19 protein-coding genes are annotated in these 20,253 nt (G+C 62.4%); 13 read left to right on the top strand and 6 right to left on the bottom strand.

The window, feature by feature from the left end; all coding sequences use genetic code 11:
• Positions 1-231: 231 nt before the first annotated feature.
• Both GS429_RS00460 and GS429_RS00465 read left to right on the top strand, forming a co-directional pair.
• Positions 232-1,074 (top strand): NAD-dependent epimerase/dehydratase family protein, encoded by an 843-nt coding sequence (locus GS429_RS00460; RefSeq protein ID WP_160061642.1) that lies wholly within the window; start codon positions 232-234, stop codon positions 1,072-1,074.
• Between the two features lie 35 nt (positions 1,075-1,109).
• Positions 1,110-1,391, top strand: coding sequence for a ubiquitin-like small modifier protein 1 (locus GS429_RS00465; protein WP_160061644.1), 282 nt, complete (start codon positions 1,110-1,112; stop codon positions 1,389-1,391).
• Between the two features lie 99 nt (positions 1,392-1,490).
• On the opposite strand, the gene GS429_RS00470 is transcribed toward GS429_RS00465, so the two are convergent.
• On the bottom strand, positions 1,491-3,161 hold the full coding sequence (locus GS429_RS00470) for an aldehyde ferredoxin oxidoreductase family protein (RefSeq protein ID WP_160061646.1): 1,671 nt from the start codon (positions 3,159-3,161) through the stop codon (positions 1,491-1,493).
• A 324-nt stretch (positions 3,162-3,485) separates the two neighbouring features.
• Between GS429_RS00470 and rdfA the strand changes: the two genes are divergently transcribed.
• The 3 genes from rdfA (at position 3,486) to GS429_RS00485 (ending at position 7,654) form a co-directional block, all read left to right on the top strand.
• Entirely contained in the window at positions 3,486-4,121 is a 636-nt protein-coding gene (gene rdfA, locus GS429_RS00475) for a rod-determining factor RdfA (protein ID WP_328821171.1), read from the top strand.
• 230 nt (positions 4,122-4,351) lie between these two features.
• Positions 4,352-6,313 (top strand): archaea-specific SMC-related protein, encoded by a 1,962-nt coding sequence (locus GS429_RS00480; protein WP_160061648.1) that lies wholly within the window; start codon positions 4,352-4,354, stop codon positions 6,311-6,313.
• A gap of 588 nt (positions 6,314-6,901) precedes the next feature.
• Positions 6,902-7,654 (top strand): IclR family transcriptional regulator, encoded by a 753-nt coding sequence (locus GS429_RS00485; protein ID WP_160061650.1) that lies wholly within the window; start codon positions 6,902-6,904, stop codon positions 7,652-7,654.
• 9 nt (positions 7,655-7,663) lie between these two features.
• On the opposite strand, the gene GS429_RS00490 is transcribed toward GS429_RS00485, so the two are convergent.
• Both GS429_RS00490 and GS429_RS00495 read right to left on the bottom strand, forming a co-directional pair.
• Positions 7,664-8,647 (bottom strand): LLM class flavin-dependent oxidoreductase, encoded by a 984-nt coding sequence (locus GS429_RS00490; RefSeq protein ID WP_160061652.1) that lies wholly within the window; start codon positions 8,645-8,647, stop codon positions 7,664-7,666.
• Positions 8,648-8,698: 51 nt separating this feature from the next.
• Positions 8,699-9,484, bottom strand: coding sequence for an enoyl-CoA hydratase/isomerase family protein (locus GS429_RS00495; RefSeq protein ID WP_160061654.1), 786 nt, complete (start codon positions 9,482-9,484; stop codon positions 8,699-8,701).
• Positions 9,485-9,702: 218 nt separating this feature from the next.
• Here GS429_RS00495 and GS429_RS00500 point away from each other — a divergent pair, with 218 nt between their 5' ends.
• Entirely contained in the window at positions 9,703-10,827 is a 1,125-nt protein-coding gene (locus GS429_RS00500; protein ID WP_160061656.1) for an acyl-CoA dehydrogenase family protein, read from the top strand.
• 75 nt (positions 10,828-10,902) lie between these two features.
• On the opposite strand, the gene GS429_RS00505 is transcribed toward GS429_RS00500, so the two are convergent.
• Positions 10,903-11,760: a 3-hydroxyacyl-CoA dehydrogenase family protein gene (locus GS429_RS00505; protein WP_160061658.1), complete on the bottom strand. Its 858-nt coding sequence runs from the start codon at positions 11,758-11,760 to the stop codon at positions 10,903-10,905.
• Between the two features lie 142 nt (positions 11,761-11,902).
• Here GS429_RS00505 and GS429_RS00510 point away from each other — a divergent pair, with 142 nt between their 5' ends.
• Genes GS429_RS00510 through GS429_RS00520 form a run of 3 tightly spaced genes read left to right on the top strand, consistent with a single transcriptional unit; the run spans position 11,903 to position 13,905 of the window.
• On the top strand, positions 11,903-13,072 hold the full coding sequence (locus GS429_RS00510) for a thiolase C-terminal domain-containing protein (RefSeq protein ID WP_160061660.1): 1,170 nt from the start codon (positions 11,903-11,905) through the stop codon (positions 13,070-13,072).
• Positions 13,069-13,449, top strand: a complete 381-nt coding sequence (locus GS429_RS00515) for a Zn-ribbon domain-containing OB-fold protein (protein ID WP_160061662.1) — start codon at positions 13,069-13,071, stop codon at positions 13,447-13,449. The genes GS429_RS00510 and GS429_RS00515 overlap by 4 nt, the downstream gene beginning before the upstream one ends.
• Before the next feature lie 33 nt (positions 13,450-13,482).
• Positions 13,483-13,905 carry an acyl-CoA thioesterase gene (locus GS429_RS00520; protein ID WP_160061664.1) on the top strand — a complete coding sequence of 141 codons (423 nt, stop codon included), beginning with the start codon at positions 13,483-13,485 and terminating at the stop codon, positions 13,903-13,905.
• An 86-nt stretch (positions 13,906-13,991) separates the two neighbouring features.
• Here GS429_RS00520 and GS429_RS00525 read toward each other — a convergent pair whose 3' ends face one another.
• The gene (locus GS429_RS00525) at positions 13,992-15,626 is read right to left on the bottom strand and encodes an acetate--CoA ligase (protein ID WP_160061666.1); all 1,635 of its coding nucleotides are present in this window, start codon (positions 15,624-15,626) and stop codon (positions 13,992-13,994) included.
• A 303-nt stretch (positions 15,627-15,929) separates the two neighbouring features.
• On the opposite strand from GS429_RS00525, the gene GS429_RS00530 reads away from it, so the two are divergent.
• From GS429_RS00530 to GS429_RS21655, 4 genes are all read left to right on the top strand, one after another.
• Complete coding sequence (locus GS429_RS00530; protein WP_160061668.1) at positions 15,930-16,814, top strand: halocarboxylic acid dehydrogenase DehI family protein; 885 nt, start codon at positions 15,930-15,932, stop codon at positions 16,812-16,814.
• 412 nt (positions 16,815-17,226) lie between these two features.
• On the top strand, positions 17,227-17,529 hold the full coding sequence (locus GS429_RS00535; protein WP_160061670.1) for a hypothetical protein: 303 nt from the start codon (positions 17,227-17,229) through the stop codon (positions 17,527-17,529).
• Positions 17,522-19,186 carry a sodium:solute symporter family protein gene (locus GS429_RS00540; protein ID WP_160061672.1) on the top strand — a complete coding sequence of 555 codons (1,665 nt, stop codon included), beginning with the start codon at positions 17,522-17,524 and terminating at the stop codon, positions 19,184-19,186. The genes GS429_RS00535 and GS429_RS00540 overlap by 8 nt, the downstream gene beginning before the upstream one ends.
• Before the next feature lie 26 nt (positions 19,187-19,212).
• Positions 19,213-19,377: a hypothetical protein gene (locus GS429_RS21655; protein ID WP_201293921.1), complete on the top strand. Its 165-nt coding sequence runs from the start codon at positions 19,213-19,215 to the stop codon at positions 19,375-19,377.
• A gap of 278 nt (positions 19,378-19,655) precedes the next feature.
• Here GS429_RS21655 and GS429_RS00545 read toward each other — a convergent pair whose 3' ends face one another.
• The gene (locus GS429_RS00545) at positions 19,656-20,087 is read right to left on the bottom strand and encodes a universal stress protein (protein ID WP_160061674.1); all 432 of its coding nucleotides are present in this window, start codon (positions 20,085-20,087) and stop codon (positions 19,656-19,658) included.
• Positions 20,088-20,253: the final 166 nt, after the last annotated feature.

A 20,253-nucleotide genomic window follows, 5' to 3' on the forward strand; every position in this document is an offset into this window, starting at 1 on the left:
CGCGTTCATCCGGTACTGCTGGTATCCGTCCTCGCGAACGTCGCAACGATATAATTACGCCAGTACCGCTGTAAGCCACTCTATCTTTGCTTTTTAGGAGACGGAAACTCCGTATCGAGTGAACGGAGCGAAACTCGAGCAGTGCGGTTCGGTCGAATCCCGGCTCCGGCAGCTCGAGACGGCCAAGCACTTTCCCAAACGGTTATGCAACCGCGGGGTGAATCCGCCACTATGAACACCCTGCTGACCGGTGCGTACGGCCGTTGTGGAACCGCCATCATCGATCATCTGCACGACGAACCGGAGTACGAGTTCACTTACCTCGACCGCAAGGTACCCGACGATAACAGCGTAGACGCCGATCACGACACTGTCGTCGCTGACGTTACGAACGGACTCGACGTTCGTGAGGCCGCTACCGATCAGGACGCGATGATCCACCTCGCCGGCTACCCCTTTACCGACGGCACGTGGGACGACGTCCACCAACCCAACATCATCGGCGTGCTCAACGCCCTCGAGGCCGCCCGCGAAGCCGAACTCGAGACGGTCGTTTTCGCCTCCTCGAATCACGTCATGGGGATGTACGAGGTCGAAAACGCGCCCGAACTGTACGTGGGTTCGGACGCCCCGTTCAGACTCACCCACGAGGATCCGGTCCGTCCGGACTCCTACTACGGTGTCTCGAAGAGTTTCGGCGAAGACCTCTGTCGGTACTACGTCGAGAACTACGAGTATCCAAAACGGGCCCACGCGATCCGGATCGGCAGCGTCCGAACGCCCGAGTACGACCATCCGTACGGCGACGCCGAACGCGCCGTCGACGGCGGCGAGTACGACCGCGACAGCGACGAGTACGACCGGCAGGTCGCTCGCATGAAAGCGACGTGGAACTCCCGCCGCGACTTCGCCCACATGATCGACTGCTGCCTACAGGCCGACGAGCCAGGGTTCGAAATCTTCAGCGGCGTCAGCGACAACGATCGGCGCTGGTACAGTCTCGAAAACGCCCGCGAAACCATCGGCTACGAGCCGCGGGACAACGGCGAAGAGTGGGACGCCCCGCCGGAATAGCGACTTTGAAGGGGGTTCGCGACGAATCGAGCGGTATGCACGTAACCTGCACGCTCTACGGCCCGCTTCGGGACGCGGTCGGCGACAAGAGCCTCGAGCGCGAGGTGCCGGCCGACGCGACCGTCGGCGACGTGTTCGACGACCTTGCGGACGACTACCCCAACGTTCGGGAGCTGGTGTTCGACGGCGACGACGAGTTCAGCGGATCGATCAGCGTCATGCGAAACGGTCGGAACGTCGCCTTCGAAGACGGGACCGAGACGCCGGTCGCCGACGGCGACACGCTCAGTGCGTCACCGCCGGCCGAAGGCGGCTGATGCGGGTGGGCTGACTACAGTCGGCTCGCGTGCCTCCTCAGTAGCATCGGTTCCAACGCACGTGGAACGAAACCGAAAAATTCCGGTCGGGTTCGGTCTTCAGTCGGCCTGTGCGTACTCCCCGACGGCGTCGGTCGGAACCGTCCCGTCGTCGTTCCAGCCGCGGAGTTCGTAGTACTCCTCGATCGACGACGCCAGATCCGGTAGGTCGTAGGGCAGTCTGTCCTCCTCGCCGTCGTACCCCCGCTGGGTCCGGAAGTGACGCTCGAGTTCGACGACGCGAGCGCCCACCGCGAGCAGTTCGTCATAGTCTGCGTCGAACAGGGCCTCGAAGCGGTCTCCTTCGACCGCGCGGCCGAGGCCGAACTGACAGATGACGCCGCTGTCTCTGAGCGCGTTACGGTTCTCGTTTTCGATCACGAGTTCGGCCTTGCCCGTCGTCCCCTGCGGGTCGACGTCGCCGCCGTACTCGTCGGCGAGCGTCGTCGAGTACATGTGGTCGGCACCGCGGTTCGAGACGGCGTAGGAGAGTCCCTGCCCGTTGAGCGCGCGGCCGTCGTGGGCGGCGAACTCCATGCCCTTGACAGAGAAGTTCTCGACGCCGAGCGCCTCGTGCGCGCGGGCGACGCCCTCCGCTAACAGATCGCCTTCGTCCTCGCGGAACGCGATCTTCTCGACGAGGTCGTGGACGAGGTCGGCGTTGCCGAACTCCGCTTCGCTCGCGAGATAGGCCGCGACGACGTTGCCACAGGAGATCGTATCCATCCCGTACTGATCGCACAACTCGTTCGACTGCATCACGTCGACCAGGTCGCCGACCCCGCAGTTCGAGCCGAAAGAAAAGACAGTCTCGAGCTCCGGCCCTTCGGTCTCGAGGCCGGTTTCCTCATCTTTCGTCGGCAGTTTACAGGCAAACGCACAGACCGAACAGGAGGCTTTCTTGTACTTTTTCTCCTCGACAGCGTTGCCACCGATGTTTTCGATGTCCTCGAACGAGCGTTCCGAAAAGTACCGCGTCGGGAACGAGAAGTTGTCGTTGATGAACTCGATCGAGTTCGTCGTTCCCTGGCGGCGCATGATGTGATCGCTGGTTGCGGCCTCCTGATGAACCGTCGACTGAACGTCTTCCGCTGGAACGTCCACGTCAGGTGCGGAGTCACCCTGGAACGTGACGCACTTGACGTTTTTCGCCCCCATCACGGCGCCGAGTCCGCCGCGGCCGAACGCTCGGCTGTCGTAGGTCATCACGCAGGCGAACCGAACGCCGTTCTCCCCCGCGGGCCCGATGGTCGCGAGGTTTTCCGCCTCGAGACCGTGGCGTTCGTTCATCGCCGCGGTCACCTCGGGAACCGTCGCCTCCTCGAGTTCGGGCACCACCTCGAACTCGACGTCGTCGTCGGTGACGTGGACGGCGAGCAAGTCGTCGCTTTCACCCACGAGTTCGACGACGCTGTGGCCGGTGTCGACGAAGTTCCGCGAGAGGTAGCCGCCGGCGTTCGCGGAGGCGACGCCGTCGGTCAGCGGCGAGAGAGCGGTACAGTTCATCCGTCCGGTAAAGCTCATCTGGGACTGCTGGAGCGGCCCGGTCGAGAAGTACAGGCGGTTCTCGGCACCGTACGGATCCGCATCGAACGGGATGCGGTCGTGGGCGAGCCTGGTCGCGACGCCGCGTCCGCCGATGAACTCGGCCAGTTCGTCTTCGATTTCGTTCGTTGTCACGGACCGGTCCCCGACATCGATCGTACAGAGCGACCCTTTTGCGTGGAGCATAGCGGTGACCAACGCGGGTAGCGATAAAAAATCTAGGGATCGCTCAAGACAGTGGGGGCACTTCGGACCGCCGTTTCAGACGGATTTCGATCGGTCCGAGAGCACAAATCGGACGGAGCTATTTTCGACTCGCTCCGAGACGTGTTTGACGAAGATACAAGACAGACTCGTAACACATATCGAACCTGTTACGATGGTTGCGTGGGGAACAGGAACTGCAGCGGCTGATAGCGGAAATACGTGCCGAATAGTATTACAGACATACCCCTGTAAACAGTTTTTGGATCCGAACGCTTTTTATAGATCAGCGACAACGGGGAACTAGTGACAGATCAAAACCAATCAGCCGACTCGAGCACACAATGCGGGTGCAAACTCGGGCGCATTACCGCGGAGTACGATCTCGTCGGTCTCGACGGCGATCTGATCGCGTACTGGACCGGCGCCGGCGACGAACAGTACAGCACGCGGGAACTCGCGACACACGTCAATCAGCGCGTCCTCGAGACGGCACTCGAGGACGCTGACCTCCCGCCGAAGGAGGGCGAAGTGGAGAACACGTACCGACTCCTGACCGACGACGACGTCAGCAGCGGGACGCAGGTTCAGACGCGAAACGAACTCGAGCGAGACGGCGTCCCGATCGAACAGGTCGAGTCGGATTTCATCTCCCATCAGACGGTGTACAATCACCTGACGGACTGTCTCGACACGGCACTCGAAACGCCGAGCGACGAGGAACGACTCGAGCGAAGCGCGGAGAAACTCGGGGCGCTCCAGAACCGGACGGCGGCGGTCACGACGGACACGGTCGACCAACTCGAGCGCAACGACATTCTCGATATCGGCGAGTTCAACGTCGCCGTCTCGGTTACGGTGACCTGCGAGGACTGTTTCCAGGAGTACACGGTCAGAGATCTGCTCGAGGAGCAGTCGTGTGACTGTGAGACCAGTAGTTGAAACGATCGAAGTGTTTCTTGAGGCCAATATGAGGGGATTGAACGACGACTGCTAAAAGCGACTATACGGCTTCAAACGGCCGTGTACTGGCAACTGACGGTGCTACGTGGGAGACTGCTCAGACGAGAACTACAGATAGGTTTGTGTCCCGTCTCTGTGAATTTTTCCGGCCGGATGTGTGTGCAGATGAAGTGGCAATGCCTATGTATAAGGAGGCGGTATGGTGGTCCATGGAAAGTGGATTAGATACGAAGAAACGAGAAGTTCCGGGGCAAGCGACCCTTTCCGTTGACAATATCGGGGGTATCGACGATGCGGAAGTCTCCTTCCGGCAGGGCATAAACGTTCTCTCGGGTCGGAATGCGACCAATCGAACATCGCTGCTGCAGGCGATTATGGCGGCACTCGGCAGCGATCAGGTAAGTCTCAAGGCCGACGCCGACGAGGGAACTGCGACGCTCGAGTTCGGCGACGATACCTACCGACGATACCTGCAGCGTCGAAACGGCACGATCACGACCGACGGCGACCCCTATCTCGAGGACCCGGAACTCGCCGACCTCTTCGCGTTCTTGCTCGAATCGAACGAAGCGCGACGGGCGGTCGCTCGCGGCGACGACCTCCGCGAACTGATTATGCGGCCGGTCGATACCAACGCGATCCAGGCCGAAATCGAAGAGTACGAGCAACGAAAACAACGGATCGACGACCAGCTCGACGAACTGGACGACCTCGAGCAGCGCCTGCCCGACCTCGAGGCGAAGCGAACGACGGTAACCGACGAAATCGAGACGCTACAGGCCGATCTCGAGGAGGCGCAGGCCGAACTCGAGGAAACGAACGTCGACGTCGAAGAGCGACGGGAGGAACAGTCCGAACTCGAGACGAAACTCGAGGAGTTACGCAGCACACGCTCCGAACTCGAGCGCACTCGCGATCGGATCGAAACCGAACGCGAGAGTATCGAGGCACTCGAGACCGAACGGGAGGAGGTTCAGGAACAACTCGAGTCGCTCTCGACGGGCGATGAAACGGAGATTAGCCGCCTCGAAGCCGAAATCGACGCGCTCCAGGACGAAAAGGCTGATCTCTCCGAAGAGATCTCACAGCTACAGAGCACCATCCAGTTCAACGAGCAACTTCTCGACGAGCCGGATTCGGTTCTCGCAAACACCGAGGCGAACGGCGGGGACGGACCCGTCACGGACCAGTTGCTGGAGGACGGCGAGACGGTCACCTGCTGGACGTGCGGTTCGTCGGTCGCTCGAGACCAGATCGAAACGACCGTCGACCAGCTTCGAAGCGTTCGCCAGGAGCGCCTCGAAGAGCGATCCGAACTCAGCTCCGAACTCGACGAGCGGAGAGAAACGCTTTCGAACATCAACGAGAACCGTACCGAGTACCAGCAGACCCAGCGGCGTCTCGACTCGATCGACGACGAGATCGACCGCCGAAACGACCGCGTCGACGAGTTGACGACGGACCGGGAGGCGCTGACCGACGAAATCGACGAGCTCGAAACGGAGATCGACGAACTCGAAACCGAGGATTACAGCGGTGTTCTCGATCAGCACAAGGAGGTCAATCAACTCGAGTTCGAACTCGAGCGCAAGGAGCGCAAACGCGACGAGATCGAGGACGAAATCGCCTCGATCGAGGACCGGCTCCGCGAACGCGGGGATCTCGAGGCCCGCCGCGAGGACGCTACCGACGAACTGACGGATCTCCGCACACGGATCGATCAGATCGAAGCGGACGCCGTCGAGGCGTTCAACGAGCACATGGAAAACTTGCTCGAGACGCTGGAGTACGACAATCTCGACCGGATCTGGATCGATCGGACCAGCCGCGAAGTTCGCGAAGGTCGTCGAAAAGTCTCGCGCTCGTCGTTCGATCTCAAGATCGTCCGCAGCACGGCTGACGGCGCGGCCTACGAGGATACGATCGACCACCTGAGCGAGAGCGAACGGGAAGTGACCGGGCTCGTCTTCGCGCTGGCGGGCTATCTCGTACACGACGTCTACGAGACGGTTCCGTTCATGCTGCTCGACTCCCTCGAGGCAATCGACTCCGAGCGGATCGCGACGGTCGTCGAGTACTTCGAGTCGTACGTGCCGTATCTCGTCGTGGCGTTGCTGGACGAGGACGCGCAGGCGATCGAGGGCGACCACGACGTGATCACGAACATCTGATCGGATCCCTTCGACGCGTTCGTTTTCACGATAGCCAAACTATTACATTCGTATGTATGTAACACACTACTCATCGAGGTAGTCGTGATTCAAGGAATATCCGAGAGAGTCGGAAGGAAGGAGTACCCGCCATGTCTGGCTTGATACCGTTGTGACGTCTCATTTCGGGAAATACCCGGTCTAATATACGCGAAAACTTTTCCGAAGAGGTCGGAACCGAAGTTCGACGTGTCGTCAGAAATTCCGCCCGCATTCCGAAGCGAGTTATCGAATTTTCTCCGTGCGGGTAATCCAAGACTGTCTCTTCTCTCTGCGAGAGAAGCGAGATAAGTAGCAATTAAAACAATACAACTCCTTGAAGGCCATTCGACTCTCTCGGAACGCCACCGTCTCAGTAGGATCTTGTTACCATATCACATTGAAGTGCAAATCCACGCTTTTTGGACACCTTGTCGCCTATTTTCGAGGTCTTGTCTGGAATGTGTCACGGAACCCACAGTGAGTTCGAAGAGACGGGACCGCGACAGCTCGAAAACCCATCCGAGATAGTCGAAAGTTTTCTGTGGGTGGAGATTGTGGGTACGAGAAATGGCGGGGACATCGAACCAGTCGGTCGGACGGGCGTTCAGGATCGTGGACGAACTCGCGGAAAACGGCGGGGGAAGCGTCTCCGAACTGGCGGACCGTCTCGAGATGCCCGTGAGTACGGTCCACGACTATCTGCAGGCACTCGTCGAGACGGGGTACGTGACCGTCACGGACAAGGAGTACCAGACGACGACGCGGTTCCTCGAGGTCGGCCACCGCCAGCGCCATCGCCTGGAGGTGTTCAAAGCGGTCCGTGACGAACTCGAGACCGTCGCTGAAGAGACGGGCGAACACGCGACGCTGATGATCGAAGAGGCGGATCAGGCGGTGATCCTCACCGTGCAAGAAGGGCCGGACGCCATCAACCTGTTCGCGTATCCGGGCGCCCGAATGCCGCTGCACGCAACGGCGCCGGGGAAGGCGATGCTCGCCCACATGGCCGACGACCGCGTCGACGAACTTATCGCTCAGCACGGGCTCGTCGCGGTGACGTCCCGGACCATCACCGATCCCGAGATTCTGTTCGAACAACTCGAGCAGATTCGGCGCCAGGGGTACGCGATCGACGAAGGGGAACGGATCGCGGGCATGGTCTGTATCGCAGCGCCGATCCTCGACAAGAGCGATCGGATACGCGGGGCGATCTGTGTCTGCGGACCACAGAGTCGAATCGACGAGTCGCGTCGAAACGAGATCGCCGACGTCGCAAAGCGGGCGGCGAACGTTACGCAGGTGAACCTGGACTACGTGTGAGCTGGCCGGTTACGAGTCCGAGACCGGGGCGAGTGCCTCGATCGTCCCCTCGGCCAGATCGTCGGCGGCCTGTTCCGGAATCGTCAGCAGCGGCCGATCGATGGCCGTCTCGGAGACGAGGTCGCGAAGTCGGTCCCGCGCCGCTTCCGGCGTGCCCGCAACGCCGAGTTCGTGGACCATCTCGTCGGTCACGTGGCCGGTGGCTTCCCCGCGGTCACCCGCCTGCCACGCGTCGGCGATCCGCTCTGCTCGGTCCGGAAACAGCATTCCGACGGCGTTCCGATAGCCGTCTGCGCTACCGGCGTAGTAGGCGATGTGGCCGCGGACGGCGTCGTACGCCTCGTCGGCGTCGTCGCTCACCGCCGCAGGGACGTACGGAGCGATCGTGATCTCGTTCGGGTCGCGGTCGGCCTCGCGGGCCGTGCGCTCGATGACCTCGAACGCGTCGTCGAGTTCGGAGAACGGGATATTGTGCGGGATCCACCCGTCACAGAGGCGGCCAACGACGCGACGGTTGGCCTGTCCGAGCGCCGCGTGATAGACCGACACGTCCCTGTTTACCGGCGGCACGCCGTCGACGCTGATCAGCTCGCCGTCGTAGTCGACCGGTTCGTCGCCCGTCAGGATGTTCTGGACGACCTCGATGGTCTCATGAGAGCGACGGACCGGTTGCTCGAACGCCATCCCGTGAACGTTCTCGATCGCCGTCGGCGTACTCGTCCCGACGCCCAGGGTCGTACGGCCGTCCGAGACGCGGTCGAGCGTCGCCGCGGTCATCGCGAGGACGGCGGGCGTCCGCGAAAAGACGTTGACGATGGCGGTCCCGATCTCGACGTCGTCGGTCACCGCGGCGATCTCCGAGAGTTTGACGACAGAACTCGTCCCCCAGAGCTCCCCCATCCAGACGGAGTCGTACCCCTGTGACTCCGCGCTGATAGCGAGATCGGTCGGATCGTGCGTGCCAATTCGCGGGATTACCAGTCCGAGATGCATGCCTTTCCCTTTGGGACTCTATTTGATAAATCATTCCGCGGCACGTCTTCGCTACCGGCCGACGAAGTCAGGATCGCCGTCGCCAAAGAACGCTTCGAGACCGCGTTCGTAGTCTTCCGTGTGGGTGGCTCCGGAGATGGCGTCCACCTCGGCGGCCAACTGCGACTCGAGGCTTCGTCCGTAGCTCTCGGTCAGCAGGCGTGTGGCGGTACCCAGCGCGCGGGTCGGGCCGGACGCGAGGTCGGCGGCGACCGACTCGAGTCGCTCGTCGAACTCGCCCGTGGGGGCGACCTCGGTGGCGAGCCCCATCTCCACGGCCATGTCGGGTCCGATCGCCTCGTCGCGGAGGACGATCTCTTTCGCCCGTCGGAGCCCGACGAGTCGGGGCAGGAAGAACGTCGAGCCGCCGTCGCCGGTCAGCCCGATTCCCGGGTAGGCGAACTTCAGCGTCGCGTCCTCGCCGAGCACGAGTAAGTCGGGCATAAGCGCGAGGCTGAAGCCGATTCCGGCGGCGATCCCGTTGACGCCGCCGACGACCGGCGTCTCGGCCTGCTGGAACTGGACGACGGCCTCGTGGGCCCGCCCGGCCAGTTCCCGCAGAATCGGCGCGTCCGATTCGTCGCCGGAAAACTGCGAGAGGTCGGCACCGGCGCCGAAGAAATCGCCGGCGTGGGTCAGTACGATACATCGGACCGCCGGGTCCTCGCCCAGCGTCGTCGCCACCGAGACCAGTTCGTTCGCCATCTCGAGGGAGAGTGCGTTTCGGCCGGCCGTGCTCTCGAGGGTCACCGTCGCGACGCCGTCGTCGCGTTCGACGGACAGATTGTCGTAGTCCATGTGCGCCGTCGGTTCGTGACGATATTGGTTAACTGTTATCGTCGCTGGCGACGAGTGCTGTCCGGACGGTACCGTTCTTCGGAATGGGACGCGAACGGGACCGGAAACGAAAATCCCGTCCCGACGGTGATGCCTTTCGATGACTCACCCGACGCACCGTCGCGGGCCGTCCGTCGGCGGATCACACACTTTAGTAGGTTCCTCCCCAATACTCCGGCATGGAGCTAACAGACGAACAAGAACTCATCCAAAACACGGTACAGGAGTTCGTCGCGAACGAGGTCGGGGCCGACGTTCGCGAGGCCGACGACAATCAGGAGTTTCCGGAAGACGTCTGGGATGGCCTCGCAGAACTCGACCTCACCGGACTCACCGTCCCGGAGGAGTACGGCGGCCTCGACGTCGATACGGTCACCTACAGCCTCGTCAACGAAGAACTCGCCTACGGGCATCTCGCCGTCGCCACGGCCCTGTCGGTCCACTGTCTCGCGACCTCGTGTATCCGCCAGTTCGGTTCCGAAGCCCACAAAGACGAGTGGCTCTCGGAAATGGTCTCCGGACGGCCGGTCGGCGCGTTCGCCCTCTCCGAACCCGACGCCGGCTCGAACCCGGCCGAGATGACGGCCGAGGCGACTCGAGACGGTGACGAGTACGTCATCAACGGGAAAAAACAGTGGATCACCAACGGCGAGCGGGCGGGCGTCGTCATCCTGTTCGCCAAAACCGATCGGGACGACCCCGACACCGTGACCCAGTTTCTGATTCCGAAAGACGTCGACGGACTCGAGGTCGGCAAAAAGGAGGACAAACTGGGGCTGCGGGCGAGCGACACAACGACGCTGCTCTTCGACGACGTCCGCATTCCGGCCGAAAACCGGCTGACCGAGGTCGGGCGGGGGCTCCAGGCCGCGTTCTCGATTCTGACCGGCGGCCGGGTCGCGATCGCGAGCCAGGCCGTCGGGGTCGCACAGGCGGCCCTCGACGACTCGATCACCTACGCGAACGATCGCGAGCAGTTCGGGAAGCCGATCGTCGAGCACCAGGCGATCGCTCACAAGCTGGCGGATATGCAGACCGACGTGCAGGCGGCCCGGCTGCTGACCCGCGACGCCGCGCGCAAGAACGACGACGGCGTCGATCCCATGTCGGCGGCCATGGCGAAGTACTTCGCCAGTGAGGCGGCGGTCGACGTGGCCAACGAGGCCGTTCAGGTCCACGGCGGCTACGGCTACACGAAGGATTTCGACGTCGAACGCTACTACCGCGACGCCAAGATCACTACCATCTACGAGGGCACGTCGGAGATCCAGAAGAAGATCATCGCTCGCAACCTGAAGCGGTAGCGGTCGTTCGGAGGGCGACTTTATACGGGTATCGCCGTTCTCGCGCAACTCCGGCCCTCGAGACGCTGCACCGAATCAGTCGTACTCGTAGAAGCCCGATCCCGTTTTCTTCCCCAGTTCGCCGGCCTCGACTTTGCGTTTGAGGAGGTAGGCCGGCTTGTACCGATCGCCGAGTTCCTCGTGGAGCGTCTCCGAGGCGTGGAGACAGATGTCGAGTCCGATGTGATCGGCCAGCGTGAGCGGCCCCATCGGCACGTTCGTCCCGAGTTCCATCCCCGCGTCAATATCCGCTTTCGTGGCGACGCCCTCGTCGAACGCCCGGATTCCCTCGTTGATCCAGGGCATGAGGATTCGGTTCGTGACGAAGCCCGGTTTGTCGTCAGACTCCCAGGTCGTCTTCTCGAGGTCTTCGGCGAACTCGTGGGCCAGATCGACGATCTCCGGATCCGTGTTCTCGCCGACGACGACCTCGACGCCCTCCATGATCGGGACGGGGTTCATGAAGTGAAGGCCGACGACCGACTCCGCGCGGTCGGTCGCGCTGGCGATCGACGTGATCGAGAGCGTGCTCGTGTTCGTCGCCAGCAGGGCGTCTTCGGCCGCGATATCGTCGAGATCCTCGAAGATGTCGCGTTTAATCTCGAGTTCCTCGAGCGCCGCTTCGACGATGACGTCGCAGTCCGCGAGCTCCTCGAGGTCGGTCGTGCCGGCGATCCGGTCGCGGACCGCCTCTGCCTCGTCCTCCGAGAGGGTCTCGTTCGAGACGAGTCGGTCGAGGCTGTCGTCGATCGTGTCGAAGCCGCTGTCGAGGTACTCCTGTTCGATGTCCCGCATCACGACGTCGTAGCCCTGCGTGGCGGCGACCTGTGCGATACCGCTGCCCATCGTGCCCGCGCCGACGACACCGACGCGGTCGATCGTTTCGAGATCCATCATCAGTTCCTGTTCCGACGACGATAATAAGCGTGCCGACTCGCCGGATATCGGCCGTCCCGGTCGACCGTCGGCCACACTCTCGTCGGAACCCGTTCGATACACATATAGTCCCGTCTGTGCAACAGTGGCGTGGTAGCTAATGTCGAAGGCATTTATCGGCGGAACGGGGATGACGTCGTTCGGGTCCTTTCCCGATCGAACGGGACGAGACATGTTTGCAGAGGCCGGCCTCGCCGCACTCGACGACGCCGGACTCGCGCCCGAGGACGTCGACGAAGTATTCTACGGCAACTTCGTCGGAACGCTCGCGGAGAACCAGGGCCATCAGGGACCGCTCGCAGCAGAGGCGCTCGGCACGACGGCCCCCTCCAGACGCGTCGAGAGCGCGTGTGCCTCGAGCGGGCTGGCGATCCGCGACGCCGTTCGCGCGGTTCGAACCGGCGAGTCGGACGTCGTCGTCGCCGGCGGCATGGAGCGGATGAGCAACATGGGAACGGCCGGGGCGACCGACGGCCTGGCCCGCGCGGCCGACGACCTCTTCGAGGTGCGGTCCGGGGTAACTTTCCCCGCGGCTTATGCGCTGTTAGCGCGGGCGTACTTCGCGGAGTACGGCGGCGATCGGACGGATCTCGCACACATCGCCGTCAAGAATCACGAGAACGCGCTCGTCAACGACCACGCCCACCTCCAGCAGGAGATCACGGTTGACGACGCCCTCGAGGCGCCCGAAATCGCGTCGCCGTTCGGGCTGTACGACGCCTGTCCGATCAGCGACGGTGCCGCCGCGGTCGTCCTGGTATCGCCGGCGTACGCGGCCGAACACAGTTTCGACGCGGGCGTCGCCATCACGGGCTCCGGCCACGGCGGCGATACGATGGGCGTACAGGATCGACGGTCGCTCGCGAAGACGCCGGCCACGCGTGACGCCGCCGAAGAGGCCTACGACGACGCCGGAATCGATCCGACGGACGTCGGACTCGCGGAGGTCCACGACTGCTTTACGATCGCGGAGGTGCTCGCGCTTGAGGGACTCGGCCTCTACAGCCACGGGGAAGCGATCGGTGCGGCCCGCCGCGGTGAGACGCGACGGGACGGAGCGCTGCCAGTGAACCTCTCGGGCGGACTGAAGGCGAAGGGCCATCCCGTCGGTGCGACCGGCGCGGCCCAGGTCGCGGCCATCCGGGCGTTGCTCGAGGGAACGCATCCCCGCGCCGACGCCGTCGGTGACGACGTGACCGTCGGCCTCGCACACAACGCCGGTGGCACCGTCGCCAGTGCAACGGTCCACGTGCTGGAGGTGGCGACATGACGGCCACACAGGAGACCGGATACGACGAATTCCTCGATGCGCTCGAGGCCGGCGAGGGGTACTACGCCGAGTGCTCGAACGGGCACGGAACGCTGCCGCCGCGGCGGGTCTGTCCCCACTGCGGGGACCGCGAACTGGAGACGGTACCGTTGGCGCCGACCGGAGAAATCGTCACCTACACTACCGTTTCCGTGCCGACGCCGGCGTTCGACGACGATGCCCCCTACGTTACAGCGATCGCGTCGTTCGGGCCGGTGCGACTGACCGGGATCGTCCGGAACGCCGGCGAGGACGACCTCGAAATCGGACGGGAAGTTACCGTCACCATCGAACCGACCGAAACGACCGACGAGCGGACGATCGCGTTCGAACCCTGACACCCCAACCACACATCCACCAGATTTCTCACGATGGCACACACGACCGATATCACCGTCGACTGGGGCGATACCGACGCGGGTGGCCTCATCTACTACCCCCGGTTCTTCCACTTCGTGATCGTCGGGTTGAACGACTACTTCAGCCCCGCCACCGGCGGCGACCATCCGATGGAATCGTACCGAAAAGAGGGCTACCTTCTCCCTGCGGTCGAGGCTTCGGCATCGTTTCACTCGCCGCTTCGCGCCGGCGACGCGGCGACGCTCGAAACGACCGTCGTCGACAGCGGGACCGCCTCGCTGACGATCGAATTTGCGATCGCTCGAGTCGCGGACGGCGAACACGTCGCCGACGGCGAGGTGTCGTTCGTCTTCGTGGACGAGGCGTTCGAAGCGGCGCCGCTTCCCCCGGAGATCCACGAGTGTATCCGCGAGCGCGGCGATACGACGGACTGATCGAGGGACTCATCTGGACGGATTGACATCGAAAAAAGCGATCGATCACGGCCACGGCGGCGTCGCCGAACTGCAGCGTCGTTCGATCAGGCGTGTTTCTCCTCTTCCTGCTCTCGCAGTTCGACCCGTCGGATCTTGCCGCTCGAGGTCTTGGGCAGTTCGTCGACGAACTCGATTCGTCGGGGGTACTTGTAGGGTGCCGTCTCCTCTTTCATGAACTCCTGGAGTTCGGTCTTGAGTTCGTCGCTTCCCTCGTACCCCTCGGCGAGGATCACGTACGTCTTGACGACGCTGCCGCGTTCGTCGTGTGGACTGTCGACCGCGGCGGCCTCCGCGACGGCGTCGTGGCTGATGAGCGCGTCTTCGACCTCGAAGGGGCCGATGCGGTACCCCGACGAGATGATGATGTCGTCGGCCCGGCCTTCGAAGAAGAAGTAGCCGTCTTCGTCCTGGGAGGCCAGGTCGCCGGTTCGGTAGTACTCGCCGGACAGCTTCTGTTCGTCGAGTTCGGGCTTCTCGTAGTAGCCGTCGAAGATCGCCGGGGAGTCGACGGGCACGGCAATTTCGCCGATTTCGCCGGGTTCGACCTCTTCTTCCTTGTCCATTTCGACGATCGTCGCGCCGACGCCGGGGGTCGGCTTGCCCATGCTCCCGGACTTGACCTCGATTCCCGGATAGTTCGTCACGAGCGCGACGGTCTCGGTCTGGCCGTAGCCGTCCCGCGGCGTGACGCCCCAGGCCTCTTCGATGCGCTCGATGGGCTCGCGGTTGAGCGGTTCGCCCGCCGAAAGCGTGTTGTTTAGCTGCACGTCGTAGGACTCGAGGTCGGCGTTAGCGAACATCCGGTACTGGGTGGGAACGGCACAGAGCTTGGTGACGCCCTCGTCCTCGAGGATCTGGAGGAAGGTTTCGGGTTCGAAGTCGCCGTCGTAGATGAGCTGCGTCGCACCGGAGGTCAGGCCGACGCCGACCGGGCTCCAGAACCACTTGGCCCAGCCGGTGCCGGTGGTCGCCCACAACAACTCCTCCTCGAGATCGGTGTCGTCGTCGACGCCCCACCAGTACGGGCCGTTGACCCGGTTGAAGCAGTACTGCCAGCGGTGTTTGTGCAGTACCGGCTTCGGCTGGCCGGTCGTCCCGCTGGTGTAGTTGATCGACATCGGGTCCTCCGCCGAGAGGTCGGGACCGTCGTACTCGGTCGGCTGATCGTCGATCACCGACTGGAACGTCGTCCATCGGTCGTCGTCGAGGTCGGCTTCGTCGCCGTCGAGGACGATCACGCGCTCGAGCGGCGAGTCGTCGAGGATCGGCTCGACCATGTCGGTGAGCGACTCGTGGACGATGACCGTCGTCGCGGTACAGTCGTTCGAGCGGAACTCGATGTCCTTCGCACGCAGCATCGACGAACAGGGAACCAGCAGCGAGCCCGTCGCGAGCGCTCCCAGCTGGATGGCGAACGCGTCCGGATGGCGCGGGAACAGGTGCATGACGCGGTCGCCCTTGCCGACGCCGAGCTCCTCGAGCCCGTTCGCAAATCGGTTCATGTCGTCGCGAAGGTCGGCGTAGGTTCGCTCCTCCCGATGCCCGTCTTCGTTCAGAAAGTGAACGGCGACCCGGTCCCCGAACGACGCCGCGTGGTCGGCGACGGTCGACGTGACCGTGTACGATTCGGGGATGTCCCATTCGAACTCCTCGACTATGGTATCGTAATCCACACCCATACCCGAACAATCATACCATGCCCGCTTTAATGTTTTGCTGACTCCGTTACTTTTGCCGAGAACGCCGTTTGTAGAGACTCATACTGCCGGTCAGAACGATTCGAAGATCGGTCGCGCTACTGCGGCCGTCATCCCCAAGGACGGCCGCGAATTCGCGACCGACTTCTCAGTGACTTCTGTCCGACAGTCTCACGAAAGGGAATCGAGCCTGGCCGTTACCTTCGGTAGGGACCGACGCGAGTCGGCAGTTATGGCGAGGTGTCGCGAGGGAACACTTAACACACTTTGCCTCGCGTCTCGAGTATGGACACGAGCGATCAGTTGTACGAACTGGACGCGACGGGATGGAAACGAGGGCTCTACGACGACGTCAAGCGAACGTTCAGAGCGCCGATCGTCAACTGGATCTTCCGGACGACGATGGCGAACTATCCCGAGTTCGTCCGCTACGCCTGGGGGCAAGTGAAGCCGGCGTTCGAAACCGCTCGGTTCGGCCGGTTCTCGGTTACCTATCGGGACACCGTTCTCTCGGCGGTCGAAGAAACGGAGCCCGTTCCGACCTATCGCTGCGACGAACTCGCGGTGTCACCCGCCGAATACGGTGAGCTTCGCGGTCAGCTCGCAACCTATGATATCGTCGCCCCGCGACTCGCCGTCCTCTTCGAACTCGTCGATCGAGCCCTCCACGACGAGCCGATCGGGACCGACCCCGATCGAACTCGTGCGGCGACGGCACCCCTTCCAGCGGACCTCGACGCGGATCGGGGCCGACCGCCGACGATGGTCGCGTTCGACGAGACGCCGGCCGAACTGGCCGACACATTGTCGGCCATTCAGTCCTTCCACGGGCTCGAGGACGGTCTTCCGAGCATCTACCGTACCCTCGCTCAGTGGCCCGACTATCTGGGTCCCATGTGGGACGACCTCGAGCCGCGCCTCGAGAGCGACGGGTTTTCGACCGCGACGAACGCCGGCCGAGAAGCGGTGACCGACTACGTCGACTCGCTGCCCTACACGCCGCGACTGGATCCCGACTCGCTCGAGAAACGGGGGATCGACGAGACGGCGACCGAGGAACTCGGGGACCTGTTCCGGGAGTTCAGCCGTGGAGCGATCGAGACCGTCATCCCGGCGCTGCCGATCTACGCGGCAACGGTCGACGCCGCCGGAAAGCGTTCGTCGGACTGATACTGTCGAACAGAACGACGTGAAGACCGGCCGCGCTACTGCGGCCGTCTCCGACGTCGACGGTCGCGAATTCGCGATCGACTTCGTATTGACTGCTGTCCGACAGTATGAACTGGGTTGGCTGCAGTTCGAAAGCACGACTCGAGAAGTAGCGCCGGTGTGTGAATCACCCACAATATTGCCGGTGCCGATCGAAGAGCGCCGTATGTCGTTCGAACCAGCAGCGGTCGAGGCGGTGATGGTCGACTCCTACGGCACCTTCGTCGATTCGTCCGCCGTGGAAACGACGCCGGAATTTTCGATTCGCCCTCCGACTTATCGATCCAGTACCTTCGAGCAGCCGTGTATTCTCGGATATTAGGTCTCTACCAGCGTAAGAATTTAATACTTGCATTATGACGAGAGGTAGTGTATGCAGACACATACCAAAGAAGCACTTGCGTCGATGATCGCGGCATTGGCGCTCATCGGTGTCATACACGCGGGGATCTGGTTCACCATATTCGGGACCCCCGATTTCACGGTGTTGGGGTTTCCGTTCCACTACTTCTGGCTGGTGGCCGGTGGGCCGATAGCGATGTTCGTCCTGTACTGGATCTATTACCAGTACGTCACGACGTCCATCATGGAGGAAAAGCAGCAGTTGAAGCAAGCGGCAGCAGACGCCGAAACGACCGGTGAAGTCGGTGCTGAGCCGGGTGATTCCGATGATTAATCCGCTACAGCAGGCCGGCGAGTATCCGTTCCAGGAAACGTTCCAGGAACTTGCGATTCCGATTCTGATCATCCTTGCGACGTTCGTCGTGTACTACGGGATCAGTTACTACATGAAAAATCGGATCAAGGGAACGGACGACTACATGGTCGCCGGCCGAACCATCGGCCCGTTCGTCAACGGCTCTGCGATCTCGGCGACCTGGGAGAGTCTGGCGACGTTCATGGGCGTCGTCGCGTTGATGGTCCAGGTCCAGATTCCGTTTCTGGCGGTGTGGACCAACTTCCTGCTGTCGATCCCGCTGATCGTCATCCTGTACGGGCAGACGCTTCGCCGACTCGGATCGTACACCCCGGCGACGTTCTGTAAGGACCGGTACGGGAATACGATGTCCGTCGTCATGGCGCTACTCATCGTGTTCGTCATGCTGATGTACGCGCTGGGTCAGTTCATCGGCCTCGCACAGATCGCCGAGATCCTGTTCGGCTGGGACTACACCCTCTCGCTGTTCGTTATCGCGGCACTCGTGACGGGATACGTGGTTATCGCGGGAATGTGGGGTGTGTCCTACAACTCCGCGCTCCAGTTCTGGATCATGTTGACGGCGGCGTTCATCCCGATGATGTTCGTGCTGAACCAGCTCGGCTCCTCGGGCTGGTTCTTCCCGCCGCTCGGATACGGGGACCTCGTCCCGGAGATGGAACAGACGAACCCCGGCTTCTTCGACATGACCTTCGATACGCGATGGTACTTCGCGATGTTCCTGGCGATGGCGCTGGGTCCGATCGGCATGCCCCACCTCGCACAGCGGATCTTCACCAGCCGCGACGTCGAGGCCGGTCGGAAGACCGTCTTCTGGTTCGTCGTCGTGACAGGCCTGATGTTCGCGACGATCTACTCCGTCGCGTTCGCCGGCGTCTACTGGCTCGGTCAGGAGGGGTACGAAGTCGCCGAAGCTGACTTCGACAAGATGATCTTCTACCTCAACTTCGCGTTCAGCGGCGATACGGTGACCGGGTACGTCGTCGCCGGCGCCATCGCCGGAGGCCTCTCGACGGTGAGCGGCCACATGCTTGCGATCAGTGCCGCCGTCGCGAACGACATCACCGAAGCGTTCGAACTCGACATCACCGAAGACCGCAAGACGCAGTTCGGCTACGCGTCCGTCATCGGCGCCGGACTCGTCGTCGCCCTGATTGCCCTCAGCCCGCCCGCGTTCCTCGTCGTCAGTATCCTGTGGGCGTTCGCCGTCAGTGCGGCCGCGATCACGCCGACGATCGTGCTCGGCGTCTGGTCGGCTCGGGTCAACCGATACGGGGCGATCGCCTCGAGCATCGTCGGCTTCTTCACCGTCGTCATCCTCTCGCCACACGCGCTCGGCGGGATCGGTGCCGGCGCCGAAGGATTGACCGCAGACCTCGGGATCGACGCGATCATGATCGCGTTCCCGCTCTCGATTCTGACGTTCGTCGGCGTCTCGCTCGCCGCCGAACGTATCGATTCACTCGACGTGGACCCGGCGGACAACCGATCGCTCATCAACGAAATGCACGGCTATCCCGACGACGGCACCGAACGTTTTAACAGCGCGATGCCGTTGATCGCCCTCGCCGTGCTCATGCTACCGATTCTCTGGTGGGGAATCCAGCCCTGGTAATCTGCTTTATCTTTCACATTCACACTATGCAGCTCTTTGGATCCAGACTCGGAACGGTGCTGTGGCTGCTCATCGGGATCGGTACCGGTGTGCTCGCCGTCCAGAACGACAATCAGATAACCGCACTCATCGCCGTGGGATGGCTCGCCGTCGCCGTGTTCAGTTGGGCCGAGTATCGGAAACCCGATTGACGCGGCGACCGTCGCTGTTCGACTGCGACACTCGAGATTCGAAACCTACGGCTTGCGGCTCGCGACTCGCGTTTCGAGACGGTATTTTCGATCGAGACCCCTCGAGGCTCGATTTTCGAGAGTTGGCCACTCCCCATTCTCAGCGGACGCTGCCAGAACTCGAGATCGACCGAGTCTCTACCGAAAAGCAGGCTGAGCGCCTCGGAACCGTCCGGGAATCTTCGATTGCCTCGCTCACGAGAATCGCAAATTCTCGAACGGCTCGATCCCGAGGCGATTCACTCGCTCATCAATACGGTAACCGGCCGCTCGGCGTTGAGCAACACTGACTGCGTGACGCTTCCGAACAGCACTTTCCCGGCCGCACTTTTCTTTCGTCCGCTCATGATGATGCTGTCGGCGTCGATTTCCTCGGCCACGTCGATGATCCGGTCGGTGACGTCACCGCGCTCGAGTCGCGTTTCGACGGCGATGCCTTCGTTTGCGAGGGGTTCGTACGCCGCGTTCGTACTGTCCGGCAGATCGGGATCCTCCCGTCCGTCGGCGCGCTGGGCCTCGAACTCCTGTAACCAGGGTTGTTTGGTATCCTCGACGACGTTGAGGAGGACGACTGATTTCGCTTCGGAGCCACCGGGAAGCCCGATCACGGTTTCGGCTGCGCGACGCGCGCGTTGTTCGCTCTCGTCGATCGGGAGCAAAATCGTGTGCATACGTGACAGTCGACTCAGTATCACTTAACGATTTGGGGGAGGCGTGAAGAGGAGCACGGATAGCGCCCAGAAAGGAAGAGCAGGCAACCGCCACGGAGGGCGGAGATTCCGATACGAGGAGCGGAGACGGACTCGACCGGACGATTCCGCGAGGGCACGTAGCGGA

This window comes from Natronorubrum halalkaliphilum, from assembly GCF_009834785.1.
Taxonomy (GTDB): domain Archaea; phylum Halobacteriota; class Halobacteria; order Halobacteriales; family Natrialbaceae; genus Natronorubrum; species Natronorubrum halalkaliphilum.